The organism is Microcystis sp. M165S2 (genome assembly GCF_020245885.1).
Taxonomy (GTDB): Bacteria; Cyanobacteriota; Cyanobacteriia; order Cyanobacteriales; family Microcystaceae; genus Microcystis.
In genome coordinates, this window is record NZ_JADBTZ010000405.1 from 1 (window position 1) to 18,222 (window position 18,222).

Sequence of the window (18,222 nt, forward strand, 5' to 3'; positions counted from 1 at the left end):
ACTTCCCCACTTCCCCACTTCCCCACTTCCCCACTTCCCCACTTCCCCACTTCCCCACTTCCCCACTTCCCCACTTCCCCACTCTGCAATAATTACTCGCAGCCAGAAATACGTTTGGAATATCATACTTTGTGCTTTTTGTCAAAAAAACTTTTTTTTTGCAATAAAACTACATAAAAAAAAGATCATCGTTGCTGGTGAAATTGACTGATTTACCCGTCTTAATTAGGATAACCTTCTCGGTTTGGCAAGGGTTTCAACCATTGCTGCCCAAAAAAGCACAGAATAACCCACTATGAAATTCTATCAAATCGCTGTAGCCATTGCAACATCGTTGTTAAATAAAAATCTTTCTCAATTAATTCTTAAGAATTTATAAATATTGCGAAATGTTAATTTAAATATTCTCAAGCTTTTGCAGTCAATAAATAATTTTTACTTATCTTTGTCGGAAAATAGAACTCCTGCAAAAATCCCACATCTACCATGGGGTTAGGAGTCAGTTATCAGTTATCAGTTATCAGTTCACTGAGAAAACTCCCCACACCCTACACCCTACACCCCACACCCCACTTATTCAACAAAGATGAAAGAATCATGGCGAGAACGTCTGAATATCTCTCGAATAGCGATTAATGCCCCGAGGTTAACCATTGCTTTCTGGTTAGCGGTGGCCGTGGCGGGAATTTTGGCTTTTAGTTCCCTAAAATACGCTCTTTTCCCCGATATCAGCTTTCCAGTCGTAATAATTAACGCTCAAGCGGATTTAGCTACTGCTATCACCACGGAACAGCAATTAACTAAACCCCTAGAAAATCCCCTTTTCTCTCTCCCCGGTTGTCGCGATGTGTCCTCGACTACTTCCCCCGGACAGTCAGTAATCAGCGTTTTCTTTAAAATTGGCACAAATTTAGACAGGGCCACGGCAGCAGTTAAACAGGCTATCTCGCAAGTCCCTTTACCCCCTCAAGCTACCACAGAAGTTATCCCCGTTGATTTAAATGAGTCGGCAACAGTCACCTATGCGCTGGTGAGTGAGCAGAAAACTCTGGAAGAATTAAGCCAAATCGCCCAAGATAATTTAATTCCGCCCTTAAAAGCTCTCGAAGGTACGGCTAAAGTTAATTTACTCGGTCAAGGTACAGTTAGGGAAGATAATCCCCATAAAAGCTTAACCCGACCATTGCCCACGCTGGTGCGCTTTAATGGCCAAGAGGCGATCGCAGTGCAGGTAATCAAACAAGGTGCTGCCAATAGTCTCGATCTGGCCGCCCAAGCAGAAAAACTGGTTAAAGACATAGCACAAAAACTGCCCGATGTCAAGATAATTTTAGCTGAAACCCAAGCGGAATATATTCGCGCTGCCCTACAAGGCACGATCGATGATTTACTTTTGGCAGTTTTGCTGTCGGTGCTGGTGATATTGATATTTTTAGGCAGTTTCGCCGCTACAATCATTTCTGCTCTGGTTATCCCCCTATCTCTTTTGGGGACTTTCATTATCATGGCAATCTATGGGTTTAATCTGGAAACCCTGACGCTGCTGGCCCTCGCTTTGGTGATCGGCATTGTCGTGGATGATGCGATCGTTGATGTGGAGAATATTTCCCGTTTAATCGACGCGGGGGAAACCCCGAAAAATGCGGCACTCAAGGGGACAAGGGAGATCGGATTAGCTGTCACTGCTTCCACTTTAACCATTGTTGCCGTGTTTATACCCGTCGCTTTTATGGGGGGTGCGGTGGGACAGTTTTTCCAACCCTTCGGTTTAACTGTCTCGGCTGCGGTGATTTTTTCTCTGTTGATCGCCAGAACTTTATCGCCAGTTTTGGCAGTATATTGGCTGAAACCGCAGTCACGGGCAAAAATGACGAAACAAAAGCGACCGATTGAGAACGCCTATCGACGGCTCTTAAACTGGTCATTGCGTCATCGTTTGCTGGTCATTGCTATTGCCCTAATTACCTTTTTTGCGGGTATTGCCCTGATTCCTTTTATTTCTAGGGGATTTATTCCCCGACTCGATCGCGGCGAGTTTAATCTGGTTTATACTTCTCCTTTGCCGAAAATAACGCAAATTAGTCCTAATAAACCGACGGCTAAGAGTTCTAGCGATAGTTTCGCTTGGATTTCCCAGTTAGCGAGTTCTCCCGAAAGTTTTCTTTTGCGTCGCACTATCCGCGATGGCAGCAAATTAGAAGCGCCGATTTTGCGGGATGGGGAAGTGGAATCGACTTTTATGATCGCCGGTTTACGGGGTGAGCCGAATCGTGGCAAAATTCACATTAAACTGAAGAGCGATCGTCAATCTCACACCAGTGCGGTGCAGCAACGGATTCGGCAAATTTTACCGACAATTAGAGGGGTGAATGTCAGTATCGAGGACATTCCTTTTGTGCAGACGGAAGCGGAAAAGCCGATCCAAATTGCGATTAAAAGCGATGATTTGCAGCTATTGCGCGATAGTGCCGAGAAATTGCGGGTTGAGGCCGCTAAAATCGCCGGTTTAAAGGATATTTCCCTATCATCTAGATTAAATGAGCGGGGGGATTTTTTGGCGATCGAGCGTTTAAATGGTCAACAGGCGATTTTTCTCAGTGCTAATCTTAGTCCGGATTTAGGATTAGAAGATGCGGCCATTAAAATTGAAGGGATTCCTTTACCGGAAGGGATAACTTTACAGCGTTGGGGTACTTCTTCTCAAAGTAGCGATGTTTTGGGCAGTTTTGGTCGCACTTTAATCCTAGCGACAATTTTAATGTTAGGAGTTTTATGGTTATTATTCAGAAGACTGTTAGAAACTATCGTCATCGCTTTATGTTTACCTTTAGCGATTGTGGGGGCAATGTTGGGGTTATTGGTAACGGGTAGTGAGTTTAGTATGATTTCTCTGATCGGGTTTATCTTCCTCTTGGGATTACTTGATAAAAACGCTGTGTTATTGCTGGATTATACTAACCAATTGCGTCAACAGGGTTGGAGTCGGGAGCAAGCGGTTTTAGAGACGGGAATGATTAGGTTAAGACCGATTTTAATGACCACTTGTTCGACAATTTTAGGCATGATTCCGATCGCTTTGGGATTGGGTACTGGTGCGGAATTGCGGCAACCCATGGCGATGGTAATTGTGGGAGGTTTAGTCACTTCTTCCCTGTTGAGTTTAATTGTTGTGCCTGTGTTATATCTAAGTTTAGAGGATGTTTGGAACCAGATTAAAGCCGGTCAAAAGTAGCTAGTTTTACCGTTTTAGCTTCTGATTACTATAGAGTCGTTTGAATTCTTTTTGTTGTTGATTATGATCGACAATTGGCTCAGGATAACCACAACGATGTCTTTCTAAATGGGGGATTTTCCCGGTTACTAAATATTCCGTATCTACGGAAGCTAATTCCGGCAACCATTGACGAATATATTCCCCTTCTGGATCGAATTTTTGTGTCTGACTAGCGGGATTAAAAATTCTTAAAGGTTTCGGATCCATCCCACTAGAGGCACTCCACTGCCAACCACCATTATTAGCGGCTAAATCGCCATCAAAAAGTTTCTGCATGAAGTATTTTTCGCCTTTTTGCCAGTTAATAATTAAGTCTTTGGTTAAAAAACTCGCCACGATCATGCGACAACGATTGTGCATCCATCCTGTTTCATTTAATTGTCGCATCGCCGCGTCAACGATGGGATAGCCGGTTTTTCCCTCACACCAAGCTTGAAAATGTTCTTCGTTATCCTGCCAAGGAAAATGACGAAATTCTGTTCTATAAGCACCGACCGCCAATTCTGGGAAAAAATAGAGACAATGCTGGTAAAATTCCCGCCAGGCTAACTCTTGCTGCCAAGTGATAATACCATCTTTTGCTTCCTGGGCGCGGCAATTTTCTAATAACTCTAGGGTTGCCGTCCAAATTGTGCGAATGCCAATCGCGCCAAATTTTAAAGCGGCACTCAAGCGCGAGGTGCCATCAACAGCGGGGAAGTTACGATCTTCTTGATAATTGTTAATAACCCCTTGACAAAATTCTTCTAATCTGCTATTAGCGGCCTTTTCTCCGGGGGTGAGGGGTAAGGGATTTTGCCAAGTAAAACCTAAATTTTCTAGGGTTGGTAAATTAATAGTTTCTGTGAGTTTCTCCCCCTCATTTTCGTCTAATCCTTGCAGGTTTTCTAGGGTTGTGGGGCTGGCTTTGGCTAATTGGCTCCAATTTTTCCAAAAAGGAGTATATACGGTGTAGGGGCTTTTTGAGAGGGTGAGGACTTGCCCTGGAGCGTGGAGAAGTTGATCCCAGAAGGTTTCTACCTCAATTCCTTTTGTTTGTAAAGCGGCAATTACCTGTTGATCCCGTTGACGCGCGTAGGGTTCAATATCGAGGTTAAAAAAAACTGCTTTTGCTGATAAATTGCTGGCTAAGTTGACGAGTGTTTGACTGGGGTTGCCGCGAATAATCAGTAATTGACTACCTTTTTGGCGATAATTTTTGGCTAATTCCTCTAGACAACCGAGGAGATAGGCAACTCTCGCAGAGGCGATATCATCCCCTTCTAAAATAGCAGGATCGAGGCAGAAAACCCCGATAATTTTCGGACTACGTTCCCTAGCTTTACTAAGTCCAATATTGTCCGAGAGACGTAAATCGCGACGATGCCAGAAAAGGATTAGATTTGACATAAAGTAAGGTGATGAGAAGATTATCAGGAGCGAGATTATTGGGGGTAAAACTGCAAGCCAGAAATACTCTTTCTATAATTATAGGACAGTGGATCAAGAATAATTATCTAATTTTACAATCTAGCTGTGATTGGCAGTTAATTTATGGACAAAATCTCGATGTTCTGTTGTTTCTAACCCCCGCTGCAAAATCACTAAAACTTTTCCTAAGTCGCCCATTAATAAAGCGTTTTTATCTAGCCATAAACCGGGGAAGATTTGGGAGCGTATTATGCCATCACTATCGGGTTCTAGTTTAATATATTCTCCTGCCTGTAGCCGAAACCAATCAAATTCTTGTTCATAAAACCGCCAGACTAGATATTCTTGGACTTGATTGCGACGATAAACATTTAATTTTTGATGCACATCGTAGGAAGCACTAGAAGCGGCAATTTCGACAATTAATTCCGGCGCGCCTTCTACATAATCATCTTGACTAATTGTCGATTGTCCTCCCTTTTCAATTCTTAATAGGGCATCCGGTTGGGGTTCGTTATCAATATCTAATCTCACGGTGGCATTATCACCCAATCTAACACCAGGAGTCGCCGCTTTATAGAGAGCTAACCATCCGATAATATTAGCATGAGGCTCGGCGTGACTTTCAAATCTGAGGGGAGATGCCATATAAACAATTCCTTCAATTAATTCCGCTTTTTTGAGATGGGGCATTGCTTGATAACGTCGTTCAAATTCCCATCGAGTTAATTTATCGCCGTTTTCTAGGGGAGGAATTGTTAAAGAAGCAGCCATTACTGGGGTAGTTATCATAAGTTCTCTCTTTTCACCCGTCTCCTTGTTAATCTTTGCCAGCTATCGAATCAGGCTTTTTTACTGATCTTCCATTATTATAACATCGATAGGTAAGAGATGTTAGAGTAGTTTAACACACCCACAAACATCAATTAGAAGTCAATAAATAATCCATTAGTTTGAGCAAAGTCGTTTCTCCCATATTATAGAACGCTTGAGAGAAAACATTTCTCTGATTTTAAAATCTAGCTGTGATTATCAGTTAATTTATTGACAAAATCTCGATGTTCTGCTGTTTCTAACCCCCGCTGCAAAATCACTAAAACTTTTCCTAAGTCGCCCATTAATAAAGCGTTTTTATCTAGCCATAAACCGGGGAAGATTTGGGAGCGCATTATGCCATCACTATCGGGTTCTAGTTTAATATATTCTCCTGCCTGTAGCCGAAACCAATCAAATTCTCGTTCATAAAACCGCCAGACTAAGTATTCTTGGACTTGATTGCGACGATAGACATTTAATTTTTGATGCACATCGTAGGAAGCACTAGAAGCGGCAATTTCGACAATTAATTCCGGCGCGCCTTCTACATAATCATCTTGACTAATTATCGATTGTCCTCCCTTTTCAATTCTTAATAGGGCATCCGGTTGGGGTTCGTTATCAATATCTAATCTCACGGTACAATTATCCCCTAATTGCAGATAGGGGGTAAAAGCTTTATAAAAACCCAACCATAACATAATATGCGCGTGGGGTTCACCATGTTGGGTAATTCTCAAGGGAGATGCCATATAAACAATTCCTTCAATTAATTCCGCTTTTTTGAGATGGGGCATCCCTTGATAACGTCGTTCAAATTCCCATCGAGTTAATTTATCGCCGTTTTCTAGGGGGGGAATTGTTAAAGAAGCAGCAATTACTGGAGTAGTTGTCATAAGTTTTCTCTTTTCAACCGTCTTCTTGTTAATCTTTGCCCGCTATCGGATCAGGCTTTTTTACTGATCTTCCATTATTATAACATCGATCGGTAGGGTGTGTTAAATTAGCTCAACACACCCACAAAAATTAATTGTAAGTCAGCAGATAATCGACAAGCTTAATTAATCTTTTCTCTTTAACTCCTGACACTGGGCGATTTAGGATATCTTCCAAAGAGTCAAAGGGCTTTTCTGAACGTTTTTTCAGAAAGTCATTAACAGATGCAGGTAGAATTCCCCCTTTTTTAAGCTGATTAGCATCACAGGTATTCAAAAGCTCTAAAATCGACTTAGAAGAAGGAGGAGGAGGAGGAGGAGGAATTTTTTCTTCCAGTCTTTTGATTTCTTTTTGGTACTCCTCTCGGATTTCTTGTAACTGGGTTTCTAATCGTTTTTCAAGATTACTCATCCTCAATTCTAGAGAATTATATATTTCTTCTGGCGTGGTAATTATCGCAGGAGCAGCAGATAATAACTGCATTTGCTGTGAAGCGATATTCTCCGCTTCTTTATCAACTACAAAAGCGTTAATAGTTTCTAGGCTGAGTTCTTTTTCTTTAGCAATTAAACAGGCATAATACTCTAAATTTCCCTCAATAATCTGGAAGCGTTCAAAGCCAATTTTTTTGAGAATGACAGGACGAATTAAGCCCTTCATTGCTACAATAAGATTAGCTAAGTTTTGTAAATCTGTTTCTGGAAAATAAGAACGCTCTTTAGTAGCTACCACGTCCTGTAAATCAATTAGTAAGAAATCCCACATTTACTTAACTCCTATTTTAGCTAAAACTTCCAGTGCTAAGGCTTCAAATTCTGCTGCTGATACTCCCGCATCAGCTTGATGTTCCGCATAATCCATTATAGATTGGGGAGCAGTAATTTCTAAATCTCCCACGGTAACGTATTGATTTATACAGCGAGATAAAGGCATTCTTTCCGATATAGTCGATTCCATCAAGGGTAAACCATATTTGTCTGGAATCACTTGTTTTTGTTTAGGAAGTGTGTGTTTTAAGTATTGAGCGTGGGTAGAAATTTTGGAGGGTAAAACACCCAAAATTTTTAGGGGTTCTTTACCTAAATTTTCACGACTTTCGTTAATTGCTTCCTTGATAAACTTTTTTACACTATTTAAACCTTGATTAGAAAATGGTTTAAGATCGGAAGGAATAATCAGATAGTCGGAAGCAATTAAACCAGCTTGAGCATAAAAATCTAAGGATGGCGGTGTGTCAATAATAACAAAGTCATAATTATCTCTAATTTTATCTAATTTTTTCGATAATCTTGTGTTAGAAGTTCCGTATCTGGTTAGGGTAGTTTGTTTTTCAATTAAGCTAATATGAGCGGGAATTACATCAATTTCTGGATGGTTAAATCCCTGGGATTTCCTAACAATACTTGGCACAAAAGTTATGTCTCCATCATTGAGTAAATGAAAGACATTTTTATCTTTTAAATCATCGTCATCATCGAATTGAAACTTAATTAAACCAACGGCAAAGGTACTATTAGCTTGAGCATCAATATCAATCAATAATACTCGCTTGCCTTTTTTACTCAAAGCTGCCGCTAGATTGGTAGCGACGGTGGTTTTACCAACACCACCTTTATGATGATAAATTGCGATGGTTTTCATGGGATTTCTGTTGTTGATTGTTGGAGAATTGAGCGGTTGAATACCTAAAGATAAGGTTTCGTAGCCAATCAGAGATTTTAACTGTTCTAAGTGAGAGGCAATTTCTAACCCAGAACATCTAAAAACTAAATAAATTTTATCGGGTTTCCTTTGATAAAGTAGAATCTCATAACCATTGGTTAATAATCCCCACTGCACTTTAAAGTAGTTGAGATAATAACCTAAGCGGTGACGATGATTGATCAGCTTTTCTCTGGGGTTTTTAGCCTCGATAATTAGACAGTGAGAGGATAAAAACTGCTTTTTGTTGATAGGTTTTTGAGCGGAAACAAGGAAATCTAAGCGTACTTTACCGAAGCTAACTTGTTGATACCAATGTTCGGCATTGTAGCCTAGTTTGGGGAGTAAATACTGGACGATTAATTTACTCTCCACTTCCCTTTCGTTATGACAATAGTGAGGATTGAAAGTCACACATTTGAGGAAATACTTAAGAACAACTTATTGTTAGTTTAAATGATGACAGCCCTTCTCGTCAAGGTGAAGCACAGACTAAATTCTTACTTAATCGGGTATTTCAGCTGCAAGAACGAACCCCATCTATCCCAGAAAAGCTACATATTGAGATGAATATCAGTCAATTTACGGGTTTATTGCAGTAGGATGTTTATCTAAAAACCATCCTACTGACAGCTTCAATTAATTAATCTGCATAATTTTCTCGGCTACTCTCTGGGAAATAAAAGGTAAAATTGAACGATTTTGACTGTTATCTTTTCCCTCGGTAAATACTACCAAGAGATAGGGAGTATGATGGGGAATTTCAATATAGGCTGCATCGTGACGTACTTGACTTGTCCAACCAGCTTTTGACCAAATTTGACTATTTTCTGGTAATCCTTGTCCGAGAAATCCTAAGATTTGTGTATCATCTCCTTGACTTGTCCAATCAGCAGGATTAAGACTACGTTTTAGTAAAGACATCATCATCTGGGAACGTTGGGAAGAAACAGCAATCCCCCCGACAATAGTATGAATTAAACGCGCCACTGCATTGCTAGTTAACATATTGCGATTCTCCATTAATTCCCCTAAAAAAGCGCGTTCACGTCCATAGGGACCATCGGACCAAGTTTTTTGATTAACGTTAATTGTCGCTAATTCTGGCCAATTTAGGGATTGAAAATAACGATTAACTATGTTGCGTTGTTGCTTCCAAGTTTCAAAGGGACCGGCGGCAATTTCTGGACCGCTAGTGGTTCCCGTGACCAGATCTACAACTAAACTGGTAGCATCATTACTAGAGTCAACAATCATGTCACGAATGGCGCGATTTAATTCGGTGCTTTCGGGAATCATTACCCCTTCTAACCACTCATGAATTGCTACTAGATAAAATAATTTCACTAAACTAGCTGGATAGGTTCTTTCTTGTCCGCGATAGCTAAATCCGCGGGGGGAATATTTCCAGAATTCTTCGTGGGAAATTGCTCCCCCCGTGTTGACGATAACGGGAGGATCATATACTATCCAAGTTAGGGCAATTTGTTCTTGAGCTAATTGGGGAAATTCTCGCCAAGTTGTTTCTAAAATATCTGTACCGAACTGTTGGAGGTGATCTTCAGTATGAAAAAAGTTCATAGGTGTGCTGCAAAGTCAAGAGTTAGAAGGTGGATAAATTCTTGAGTCGGCAATTCTCATTTTACGGTAAAATTTACCGATAATTAATTATTTGATCGCTTCTGAGTTTAATGTTTATATCTACCGATGAGGTTCATCTCTATTTTATCAGTCTCGATCCGCCTGGGGACAGACTAGAAAAACTGGCTTCTTTGCTCTCGGAAGATGAAATAATTAGAGCTAATCGTTACCATTTTCCCGAACACAAGCGGCGTTTTTTGGTGGCTAGGGGATGTTTAAGGGAGATTTTAGGGTCATATTTGGCGAGAAGTCCCGAAAAAATCGAGTTTATCTACAGTGAACGGGGAAAACCGAGTATTAACTACCAATTGCAGTTTAATCTCTCCCATTCCGAGGAGATGGCAATCTGTGGCTTGACTTTAACCGCTCGCATCGGGGTAGATTTAGAGAAAATGCGCGGGGTGAAAGATTTAGATAGCTTGACAAAAAGGTTTTTTTGTGCTAGGGAACATGATCTGGTTGAAAAGTCCGCAGAGAAGGAAAAGCTATTTTTTCAGTTATGGACGGCAAAAGAGGCTTATTTAAAGGCACTGGGAACGGGAATTAGCGGGGGACTCGATCGAGTGGAAGTGGGCCTCAATCCCTTAAAATTAGACAATGTGGCGGGGGAATGGCAATTATGGACAGCGGCAATCGGCGATAATTATCGAGCGACTGTGGTTATCGAAGGTAGCGATCGAGTGATTAAAACCTTTGGCCTTTCTGATCTATGATTAATTGGGTAGTTAATTGCCTTCAGGTGTCCTTAATTATTACTTAATCTTGTTTTCTCTATGCGAATTGCTCTTTTTACAGAAACTTTCTTACCGAAAATCGATGGAATTGTCACCCGTCTTAAACATACCGTTGACCACCTACAAAGATTAGGTCATCAGGTATTAGTTTTCTCTCCCGATGGCGGTTTAAAAGAGTACAAAGGTGCTAAGATTCATGGAGTTACAGGGATTCCCCTACCCCTATATCCGGAATTAAAAATGGCTTTCCCCCGGCCCTCAGTCGGTCAAGCTTTAGAGAGGTTCAAACCCGATATTATTCATGTGGTTAACCCCGCTATTTTAGGGGTGGGAGGCATTTATTTTGCCAAAACTATGAACATTCCCCTCGTCGCTTCCTATCATACCCATCTCCCCCAATACCTACAACACTACGGGTTAGGTTCCCTAGAAGGATTACTCTGGGAATTATTAAAATTGGCCCACAATCAAGCAAGTTTAAATCTCTGTACTTCCACTGCTATGGTGCAAGAATTATCTAGTCGTGGCATTGAAAAGGTAGAGCTTTGGCAAAGGGGAGTCGATACGGAATTATTTCAACCTCATTTAAAATCCCCGGCTATGAGACTGAAATTATCCCAAAACAACCCCGATAGTCCTCTCTTATTATACGTTGGTCGAGTCTCGGCCGAAAAAGAAATTGATCGCATTAAACCAGTATTAGAAGCGATTCCCGAAGCAAGATTTGCCATTGTGGGAGATGGTCCCCATCGGGAAGCTTTAACAAGTCATTTTGCCGACACAAATACCCATTTTGTCGGTTATTTACAGGGGTTAGAATTAGCCTCCGCTTTTGCTTCCGCAGATGCTTTTCTTTTTCCCTCACGCACAGAAACCCTCGGTTTGGTACTCTTAGAATCCATGGCTGCCGGTTGTCCGGTGGTGGCGGCAAATTCGGGGGGAATTCCCGATATTGTCACCGATGGAGTTAATGGTCATCTCTTCGATCCTAGGGATGAGAAGGGTTTAATTACTGCCACCCAAAGATTACTAACCGCCAAGGCAGAAAGAGAGGAATTACGACGAAATGCGCGCCTAGAAGCGGAAAAATGGGCATGGCAAGCGGCCAGCAAACAATTATTAAATTACTATCACCGGGTTTTGAATAATAATTCTGTGGCTTTTGCCGCTTAATTGTTGTCAAAATGCTCGAATTTAATTGCAAAAACCTTGACCTATTGTAACTTTTATGGCCAGCGCACCCAGTACCACCTTAGATAAGTCCACCCAAGTGGTCAAAAAGACTTATCCCAACTATAAAGTTATTGTTCTCAACGATGACTTTAACACCTTCGATCATGTGGCCAATTGTTTAATTAAATATATCCCGGATATGACTACCGATCGAGCTTGGGAATTAACTAATCAAGTTCACTACCAAGGACAAGCAATTGTCTGGACAGGTCCCCAAGAACAAGCGGAACTTTATCACCAACAATTGCGACGGGAAGGATTAACTATGGCTCCTCTAGAGGCCGCATAATTATGAATAATGGTCGTTTAGTTTGGAATCATTCTACTCATATTCCGGGGTTGATTGCGGTATTAGAAAAGTTAATTACCTATCAAGGAATCACCACTGTCACCCCGGGGGTACTTTCTCGCTCAAAAGGTCATTGTCCGCGGTTACAATTGCGGATATCAGTGCCAATTCTTGGTGGTTTTAAGGTGATTGCGAGGACAGGAAAAAGTGTGCAGGAAGTCTTTGTTATCACCGATTTAACCCAAGCGGATTTAGAAATGGCTATCCAAGCTTGTTTAGGAAAATAACTGTCGTGGGTGCGTTGTTGAAAGGCTGCTGGTTACTAATCATTGTTTTTCTGTTTTTCTGTGTACATTCTCTCCCTAGTTTGGCAGTAGTGGATAGAGTTCCTTTAACAGTAACTTTATTGCAGGAACGTTTAAGCGCACCCGTCCTTAAAGAAGGGATGACTACCATTGATTTAGCCAATTTAGTTATCGATATCCGCGATGAAAATAAGGAACTCCAGGAACAATTTTATCAACAGATTCAAGGTCAAATTAATCGCGCTAAACAACCCCTAGGTTTAGATTTTAGTAATTCCTTAATTCAAGGCAATTTTATCGCTTCCCGTCTGGGTTTACCGACTCCTTTAACAAAAGTAGCTCTCGCTACCTTATTATCACCCACGGAAGAACAGTTATTACAACAGGACGAAAATTTTTTATTCGATAGCGATGAACCAGTTTTTAATGTCACAGTATTTCGCGGACCGGTGAAGTTGTCCGGAACCGTATTTATGGGAGAAGTGGACTTTTCTAAGACCTTTTTTCTGCAAATTGTCGAAGCAATGGAAGCAAAATTTAGTCGTGAAAGTAATTGGGTAGAATCTCGTTTTGCTAGGGTAGCGAAATTTACCAAAGCCACTTTTATGGGAGATGTAAATTTTAGTCAAAGTCAATTTTTAAATAAAGCTATCTTTCGCACGGCACATTTTAAAAGTATTACCAACTTCCATCGCAGTCATTTTACTGCCGAAGCTTATTTTGATCAAACTAAATACGATAAAACCGCAGATTTTACCCGTACTTTCTGGGAAAAAGAAGCCAATTTTTCCCAAAGTCAATGGCGAGATCGTCCGCTATTTTCTAAGAGTAGATTTTTAAGTTTATTAACCTTTAGAAATGCCACTCTTGAAAAATCGGGTGCTTTCCGTTCTAGTTATTTTAATGGTGTGGTTAGTTTTCAAGATCTGAAACTTTTAGATCAGGTAGATTTTAGTAATTCCACTTTTACTAAAAATAGTTATTTGAGTGTATCGGGATTAGCTTTTGATTCCGATAAAGCGAAAATACTAGGAGATAGAGGAGTAATTGGTCAAGCAATTTATTTACCAACCTTAACAGGAAATGAAACAGTTTTAAGAAATTTAGTTCGTAATTTCCGCTCCCTAGAACAAATTGCTGATGCCAATCAAATTGAATACAAAACCGAAAAATTGCGTTTTCAACAGTTAAAACAAAAACTGAATAATATCTCAATTATTCGCCTAATTAACCTCACTTGGTTAGCTGATTTTCTGCATACTTCTTTCCTTGCTTTACTATTACTCTTAAGTCAAGATGGTACAAATTTTAGTTTAGTTTTCGGTACAGGAATCATAATTTTTGCCTATTTTGGCTGTTTATTTTGGTTAATTGATCGCGTGCGTCGTCTCACTCCTAAACCGGTAATTCCTAATCGTTATGAAATTCTTTGTATGGTAACTAGCTATATTATTCTCACCCTTTCAGGTGTGTTTAATATCCTGCAATCTGCCAGTCGTCCCCTACTAACTTTAACAGCCATTGCCCTAATTCTTGTCCCCTTACCCCTAATTTTAATTATCGAACTTTATCGTCAGGGACGCTATCACAATTTAATGGATAGTTCCTATTTCCTACAAGATGGTAGTATGCGACAATTACGCTTATTAATCACCCGTTTACCCGTGGTTCCCCAATTTCCCCTCTTTCGCGATCGTTATACTCCTATTCCTTGGCAAAAGCGTTGGAATTGGTTAAATTATTACGATTTAAGTCTCAATAATTTGCTAAAATTAGGCTTTAATGATTGGCGAGTTCGCGATCAAGAATTACCCGCTATCATTTCTTTTTTAGTTTGGTATCAATGGGGTATCGGCATCTTTTATATCACTCTCCTTATCTGGACTCTCTCGCGCACGATTCCGGGGTTAAATCTCTTGATTTATTTAAAATAAACTGTAAAAATTTAAATACAGCAGTTATCTTTTCGTTTTGGGAAGCAGAAATATGAGTGGAAAAATGACCCTTACTTTGAACCGTGATACCTACGGAAGGTTACTAGCCGAGTATCTACCAAAAGTAAGAGAAACCGATGCAGAAAACGAACAGGCTATTACTCTAGCTGCGGCCTTATCTCATCGAGAAAATCGCAGTCTAGAAGAAACCACCTTGTTAAATTTACTCTTGACTTTAATCGAAAAATACGAACAAGAGAATTATCCCATTGAAGAATCAGAACCCCATTCAATACTTTGGGAACTCATGGAAGCTAACAACTTACAAGAAAAAGATTTATCAGATATACTAGGTTCAAAAACAATAGTTTCTGATATTCTTATTGGCAAACAAATAATAACAGAAAAACAAGCTGTAAAGTTAGGACAGTTTTTTCACGTTGACTCAAGTTTATTTTTATCTACTCAGTAAATTTGTGCTGTATAGGTGATGCTTGGCTATAACCCTACACCCCACACCCCACACCCTGCTCCCAGGAGAAACTTTTTGCCGCAAACCCTAGTTACGAACTCGACCCATTTGGTCGATTTTTGCTTAACAATTGAGATGGCAAATTCTCCTCAAATATGCCTGAATCGTGGGTAAGCAACTCACATAAAGTTAATTTTGTCAAGGATGGTTAAGATGCGCTTACCCTGCTAAAACCCCAAAACCCAACACCCGACCCCCTAATTTAATGATTTAATAAAACCGACCACTGCTGCAGGAGATAAAAACTATGTGTATTCTGGGTTTTGATCCGGGTAAGGATAAATGTGGGATCGCAGTCAGATCATCGACGGGGAAAATTTATACCCATGAGGTGATAGCATCGTCACAAGCGATCGAGCGTTTAGCCAGTCTCTGTCAACAATATCCGATCGAATTACTGGTGATGGGGAACCAAACCACCTCGAAAAGTTGGCACCAAAAAATTGCCGCTCGTGTCACTATCCCGATTACTCTAGTGGATGAACGCAATAGTACCCTAGAAGCGCGCGATCGCTATTGGCAAATGTTCCCCCCCAAAGGATTACAGAAACTCATCCCCCAAGGTATGCGTCTTCCCGATCGCCCCATTGATGATATAGTGGCGATTCTGCTGATCGAACGTCATTTACAGTCCAAATAATGTCACACTACAAAATAGACACAGCAGGGTGGATTGACGATGCTCCTAAGTAAAGGTTTTGAAGTAGAAATGTACACCGGAACAGCAGCCGGAGAAATTATCGGTTTATCCGATCGCATTGTCAAGGATTTAGATGGTTTTGTCCGGGAACCGGATAGTCGTAACGTAGAATACACCACGGCTCCCATGACTAACTATGACCGTCTTTTATGCGCTACTTTAAAACCTCGTCTCGCTCTACGGCGATATTTGCGTCGTTTAGGCGATTATACCCTAATCCCTGGCAGTACCCTCTCCTTGGGCGATAGTCAACATTTTTATCGCAGTGACCCTCAAAATCCCTATCATGACTATATTGAACAGACCTACGGCACTAATGTAGTCACGGCCAGTATTCATATTAACGTCGGTATTAGCGATTATGAGGATTTAATGCGTGCCTGTCGCTTAATTCGCCTAGAAGCTCCTTTATACTTGGCTTTAAGTGCTTCCTCTCCTTTTCTCGATGGTAAAATCACTAGTTCCCATTCCCGTCGTTGGCAAGTTTTCCCCCAAACTCCCGCTTATGTTCCCCTCTTTGAAAGTCATAAACATTTTGTCACTTGGACCGAGGAACAATTAAAAATCGGTACGATGCAGAATGTTCGTCATCTCTGGGTCTCAGTACGTCCTAACGGTAGCAATCGTCCCTATAATCTCAATCGTCTAGAATTGCGAATTTGTGACCTGATTGCTAATCCTATTAGTTTATTAGCAGTTATGGCTTTTTTAGAGGCCCGTTTAATTCAACTTTTACACGATCCCCAATTAGACCCTTTAATTTTAAGTCAATTACCCAGCAGCAATCGGGGCGAGGATTTATTAACTTTAACCCAAGAAAACGAACAGGCTGCCGCGCGTTTTAGTCTTGATGCCACCCTGAGACATTGGTACGATGGCCGGGAAATTTTAGCTAGGGATTGGATTAAAGACCTCTATGTTCAAGTTTATCCTACCGCTAAAGAAAAGGGTTTTAGTTGTTTCCTCTCCCCCCTACAAAAAATCCTCCGCGAAGGTAACACTGCACAACAATGGTTAAAACAATACGACCAAGGTATGGATGTTAAAACTATTATCAAACAGGCGATTATTACCCTAGAAAAACAGGAACGAGAGTTAGAACATAAATTATGTCAGCATATTCTAGTCGCTTAAATAATTATTTTAAGGCCATGGTAATTAAACCCTGTTGACCGAGAAGAATTTCCCGCAACAGCGTACAAATTCCCACCCAGATAATCGGAGAAATGTCAACTCCTCCCAAGGGTGGTATGAGTTGACGCACGGGGATTAAAAAAGGTTCCGTTGGCCAAGCAATAATATTAAAGGGAAAGCTATTTAAATCTACCTGTGGATTCCAGGTTAAAACGATCCGTAAGATAAACAAAAGGGTCATCAACCCTAAGATAATTCCCAATGTCCAAATCAATGCGATCGCTGTGTCCATAATCCCTAAATTAAGTTTTTTTACTAATTGCCTCTGTCTTAATATAGCAGTTTCGGTTCTATCTTGAAATAATTATGTTTAAACTATTAGCCCGCCTAGGAACAACCCTAATCAGTACCCTATTTGTGATATCCTTTAAAGTGCAATGTTTATAGGCTGAGGGGGCAGTTTCTCTAAGTTGTAGGGGTTCGCTGCCTAACGGTCAAGTTGAGCCGCTACCGATTTCCTTTGTTTAAACACATCATTCTTGGGGAATCGGCTCCAAAGCCTTGTTAGACTGTTTTTGATGTTGCAGTGATACTAATTTTCTGCCACTCGTAGCTTGTCTTTTCTGCCAGTCGGCAAATATCGCTTTGAAATCATAATTAAAAGATTTAGCATGCTCTTCTCTTATTCTGTACAATTCTTCAAGAATTTCATCTTCCCACATACAATTTACTCTCCCATTAATTCATAAGGTGTACAAATGGTCGGCAATTTATAGCCAAAATCACGGCAGATTTCCCTAAGCTTTTTTTGGATTTGAGCGTTAGCAATATGTTTACAGTTCCATGTTAGCAAGTAATCTAATCCATGAACGGTGGCTGCGGCAATGTGAATAGCATCATCAGAGGCCTTGGCGGGAAGATTACTTCTAGTGAGGAATTGCATTCCCAAGTCTTCTATAGTGTCAGTAAGCTCAAGCACAGAAAGATTTTGCAGAATCTCTAGTCTCTTGCTTGCCATTTCCGTATCGCCCTGTCCCGCTTCATCTAAGACAACTTGCGAGATGTAAAGGGCAAATTGACTACGGCGAGTTTCCCACCATCTTCTGGTTATTTCCAAATTTGCCATGAAGATCAAGTTGTTGCTTGGTCTAACGGCTAGATAGCCAATAACACTGGTTTCAATATAGACGGTTTCGCTCACGACAATAACAGAAAATCTCTCTGCTCCCTATCCTACCAGATTTAATCTTGTTTCCGAGGTTGTTGGCTTTCACTTCGTTCAACCCAACCTACCAGATCTATTAAGAAATCTATTTTGAGGTCAAATCGCTGGAATAACCATTTCATCAAGTGTTGGGGGATCGCCGTCTCCGAGAGTGACAAAAGAGGGATAGATATTGGGCTGCTGCATAACGCTTGCAATCAGCGGACGCAGATAACCTTTTTGACATCCTCGCCGCCCTAAAAGTGCGGCGATTCCTAAACCTCACGATTTAAGTTTCTGCTTCAACCACCGTTGCATACCACGGTTAAAAAACCATGTACTGTCTTACACAAAGTCCACAGACTTTCGCGACCTTTCA

The 18,222-nt window shown here is 40.7% G+C and carries 18 protein-coding genes; 9 read left to right on the forward strand and 9 right to left on the reverse strand.

Going from position 1 to position 18,222, the window contains the following annotated elements; genetic code table 11:
• The first annotated feature begins 586 nt into the window (after positions 1–586).
• Positions 587–3,232, forward strand: coding sequence for an efflux RND transporter permease subunit (locus tag IM479_RS20065; RefSeq protein ID WP_287684139.1), 2,646 nt, complete (start codon positions 587–589; stop codon positions 3,230–3,232).
• A 6-nt stretch (positions 3,233–3,238) separates the two neighbouring features.
• On the opposite strand, the gene IM479_RS20070 is transcribed toward IM479_RS20065, so the two are convergent.
• The 6 genes from IM479_RS20070 to IM479_RS20095 all read right to left on the reverse strand — a co-directional run bounded on the left by IM479_RS20070 (position 3,239) and on the right by IM479_RS20095 (position 9,718).
• Positions 3,239–4,663: an FAD-binding domain-containing protein gene (locus IM479_RS20070; RefSeq protein ID WP_287684141.1), complete on the reverse strand. Its 1,425-nt coding sequence runs from the start codon at positions 4,661–4,663 to the stop codon at positions 3,239–3,241.
• 120 nt (positions 4,664–4,783) lie between these two features.
• Positions 4,784–5,476: a Uma2 family endonuclease gene (locus tag IM479_RS20075; RefSeq protein ID WP_287684142.1), complete on the reverse strand. Its 693-nt coding sequence runs from the start codon at positions 5,474–5,476 to the stop codon at positions 4,784–4,786.
• Positions 5,477–5,703: 227 nt separating this feature from the next.
• The gene (locus IM479_RS20080; protein WP_287684143.1) at positions 5,704–6,396 is read right to left on the reverse strand and encodes a Uma2 family endonuclease; all 693 of its coding nucleotides are present in this window, start codon (positions 6,394–6,396) and stop codon (positions 5,704–5,706) included.
• A gap of 130 nt (positions 6,397–6,526) precedes the next feature.
• Positions 6,527–7,201: a ParB N-terminal domain-containing protein gene (locus tag IM479_RS20085; RefSeq protein ID WP_287684144.1), complete on the reverse strand. Its 675-nt coding sequence runs from the start codon at positions 7,199–7,201 to the stop codon at positions 6,527–6,529.
• Positions 7,202–8,551 carry an AAA family ATPase gene (locus tag IM479_RS20090; RefSeq protein WP_287684146.1) on the reverse strand — a complete coding sequence of 450 codons (1,350 nt, stop codon included), beginning with the start codon at positions 8,549–8,551 and terminating at the stop codon, positions 7,202–7,204. It abuts the gene before it with no gap.
• A 225-nt stretch (positions 8,552–8,776) separates the two neighbouring features.
• A complete protein-coding gene (locus IM479_RS20095; RefSeq protein WP_287684147.1) occupies positions 8,777–9,718 on the reverse strand; it encodes a serine hydrolase in 942 nt (313 codons plus the stop codon).
• 110 nt (positions 9,719–9,828) lie between these two features.
• Between IM479_RS20095 and IM479_RS20100 the strand changes: the two genes are divergently transcribed.
• The 8 genes from IM479_RS20100 (at position 9,829) to gshA (ending at position 16,639) form a co-directional block, all read left to right on the forward strand.
• On the forward strand, positions 9,829–10,491 hold the full coding sequence (locus IM479_RS20100; RefSeq protein ID WP_287684148.1) for a 4'-phosphopantetheinyl transferase family protein: 663 nt from the start codon (positions 9,829–9,831) through the stop codon (positions 10,489–10,491).
• 60 nt (positions 10,492–10,551) lie between these two features.
• Entirely contained in the window at positions 10,552–11,685 is a 1,134-nt protein-coding gene (locus IM479_RS20105; RefSeq protein ID WP_286826805.1) for a glycosyltransferase family 4 protein, read from the forward strand.
• 55 nt (positions 11,686–11,740) lie between these two features.
• Positions 11,741–12,034 (forward strand): ATP-dependent Clp protease adapter ClpS, encoded by a 294-nt coding sequence (gene clpS, locus IM479_RS20110; protein WP_002765336.1) that lies wholly within the window; start codon positions 11,741–11,743, stop codon positions 12,032–12,034.
• Between the two features lie 2 nt (positions 12,035–12,036).
• Complete coding sequence (locus IM479_RS20115; protein ID WP_287684149.1) at positions 12,037–12,321, forward strand: DUF2103 domain-containing protein; 285 nt, start codon at positions 12,037–12,039, stop codon at positions 12,319–12,321.
• A gap of 5 nt (positions 12,322–12,326) precedes the next feature.
• The gene (locus IM479_RS20120; protein WP_287684150.1) at positions 12,327–14,273 is read left to right on the forward strand and encodes a pentapeptide repeat-containing protein; all 1,947 of its coding nucleotides are present in this window, start codon (positions 12,327–12,329) and stop codon (positions 14,271–14,273) included.
• 52 nt (positions 14,274–14,325) lie between these two features.
• Positions 14,326–14,745 (forward strand): helix-turn-helix domain-containing protein, encoded by a 420-nt coding sequence (locus IM479_RS20125; RefSeq protein WP_287684151.1) that lies wholly within the window; start codon positions 14,326–14,328, stop codon positions 14,743–14,745.
• 307 nt (positions 14,746–15,052) lie between these two features.
• Entirely contained in the window at positions 15,053–15,445 is a 393-nt protein-coding gene (locus IM479_RS20130; RefSeq protein WP_052275734.1) for a pre-16S rRNA-processing nuclease YqgF, read from the forward strand.
• 39 nt (positions 15,446–15,484) lie between these two features.
• The gene (gene gshA, locus IM479_RS20135) at positions 15,485–16,639 is read left to right on the forward strand and encodes a glutamate--cysteine ligase (RefSeq protein WP_287684152.1); all 1,155 of its coding nucleotides are present in this window, start codon (positions 15,485–15,487) and stop codon (positions 16,637–16,639) included.
• 4 nt (positions 16,640–16,643) lie between these two features.
• Here the strand turns inward: gshA and IM479_RS20140 are convergent, their stop codons facing one another.
• The 3 genes from IM479_RS20140 to IM479_RS20150 all read right to left on the reverse strand — a co-directional run bounded on the left by IM479_RS20140 (position 16,644) and on the right by IM479_RS20150 (position 17,840).
• Positions 16,644–16,931, reverse strand: coding sequence for a YggT family protein (locus IM479_RS20140; RefSeq protein ID WP_287684153.1), 288 nt, complete (start codon positions 16,929–16,931; stop codon positions 16,644–16,646).
• A 241-nt stretch (positions 16,932–17,172) separates the two neighbouring features.
• Positions 17,173–17,361: a hypothetical protein gene (locus IM479_RS20145; RefSeq protein ID WP_287684155.1), complete on the reverse strand. Its 189-nt coding sequence runs from the start codon at positions 17,359–17,361 to the stop codon at positions 17,173–17,175.
• A gap of 5 nt (positions 17,362–17,366) precedes the next feature.
• Entirely contained in the window at positions 17,367–17,840 is a 474-nt protein-coding gene (locus IM479_RS20150; protein WP_024968812.1) for a type II toxin-antitoxin system VapC family toxin, read from the reverse strand.
• Positions 17,841–18,222 lie beyond the last annotated feature (382 nt).

What these genes read in the sequence shown, in the direction of transcription:
- IM479_RS20065 (WP_287684139.1), top strand. Translation starts at nt 587, where the DNA reads ATGAAAGAATCATGGCGAGAACGTCTGAATATCTCTCGAATAGCGATT.
- IM479_RS20070 (WP_287684141.1), bottom strand. Translation starts at nt 4,663, where the DNA reads ATGTCAAATCTAATCCTTTTCTGGCATCGTCGCGATTTACGTCTCTCG.
- IM479_RS20075 (WP_287684142.1), bottom strand. Translation starts at nt 5,476, where the DNA reads ATGATAACTACCCCAGTAATGGCTGCTTCTTTAACAATTCCTCCCCTA.
- IM479_RS20080 (WP_287684143.1), bottom strand. Translation starts at nt 6,396, where the DNA reads ATGACAACTACTCCAGTAATTGCTGCTTCTTTAACAATTCCCCCCCTA.
- IM479_RS20085 (WP_287684144.1), bottom strand. Translation starts at nt 7,201, where the DNA reads ATGTGGGATTTCTTACTAATTGATTTACAGGACGTGGTAGCTACTAAA.
- IM479_RS20095 (WP_287684147.1), bottom strand. Translation starts at nt 9,718, where the DNA reads ATGAACTTTTTTCATACTGAAGATCACCTCCAACAGTTCGGTACAGAT.
- IM479_RS20100 (WP_287684148.1), top strand. Translation starts at nt 9,829, where the DNA reads ATGTTTATATCTACCGATGAGGTTCATCTCTATTTTATCAGTCTCGAT.
- IM479_RS20105 (WP_286826805.1), top strand. Translation starts at nt 10,552, where the DNA reads ATGCGAATTGCTCTTTTTACAGAAACTTTCTTACCGAAAATCGATGGA.
- clpS (WP_002765336.1), top strand. Translation starts at nt 11,741, where the DNA reads ATGGCCAGCGCACCCAGTACCACCTTAGATAAGTCCACCCAAGTGGTC.
- IM479_RS20115 (WP_287684149.1), top strand. Translation starts at nt 12,037, where the DNA reads ATGAATAATGGTCGTTTAGTTTGGAATCATTCTACTCATATTCCGGGG.
- IM479_RS20125 (WP_287684151.1), top strand. Translation starts at nt 14,326, where the DNA reads ATGAGTGGAAAAATGACCCTTACTTTGAACCGTGATACCTACGGAAGG.
- IM479_RS20130 (WP_052275734.1), top strand. Translation starts at nt 15,053, where the DNA reads ATGTGTATTCTGGGTTTTGATCCGGGTAAGGATAAATGTGGGATCGCA.
- gshA (WP_287684152.1), top strand. Translation starts at nt 15,485, where the DNA reads ATGCTCCTAAGTAAAGGTTTTGAAGTAGAAATGTACACCGGAACAGCA.
- IM479_RS20140 (WP_287684153.1), bottom strand. Translation starts at nt 16,931, where the DNA reads ATGGACACAGCGATCGCATTGATTTGGACATTGGGAATTATCTTAGGG.
- IM479_RS20145 (WP_287684155.1), bottom strand. Translation starts at nt 17,361, where the DNA reads ATGTGGGAAGATGAAATTCTTGAAGAATTGTACAGAATAAGAGAAGAG.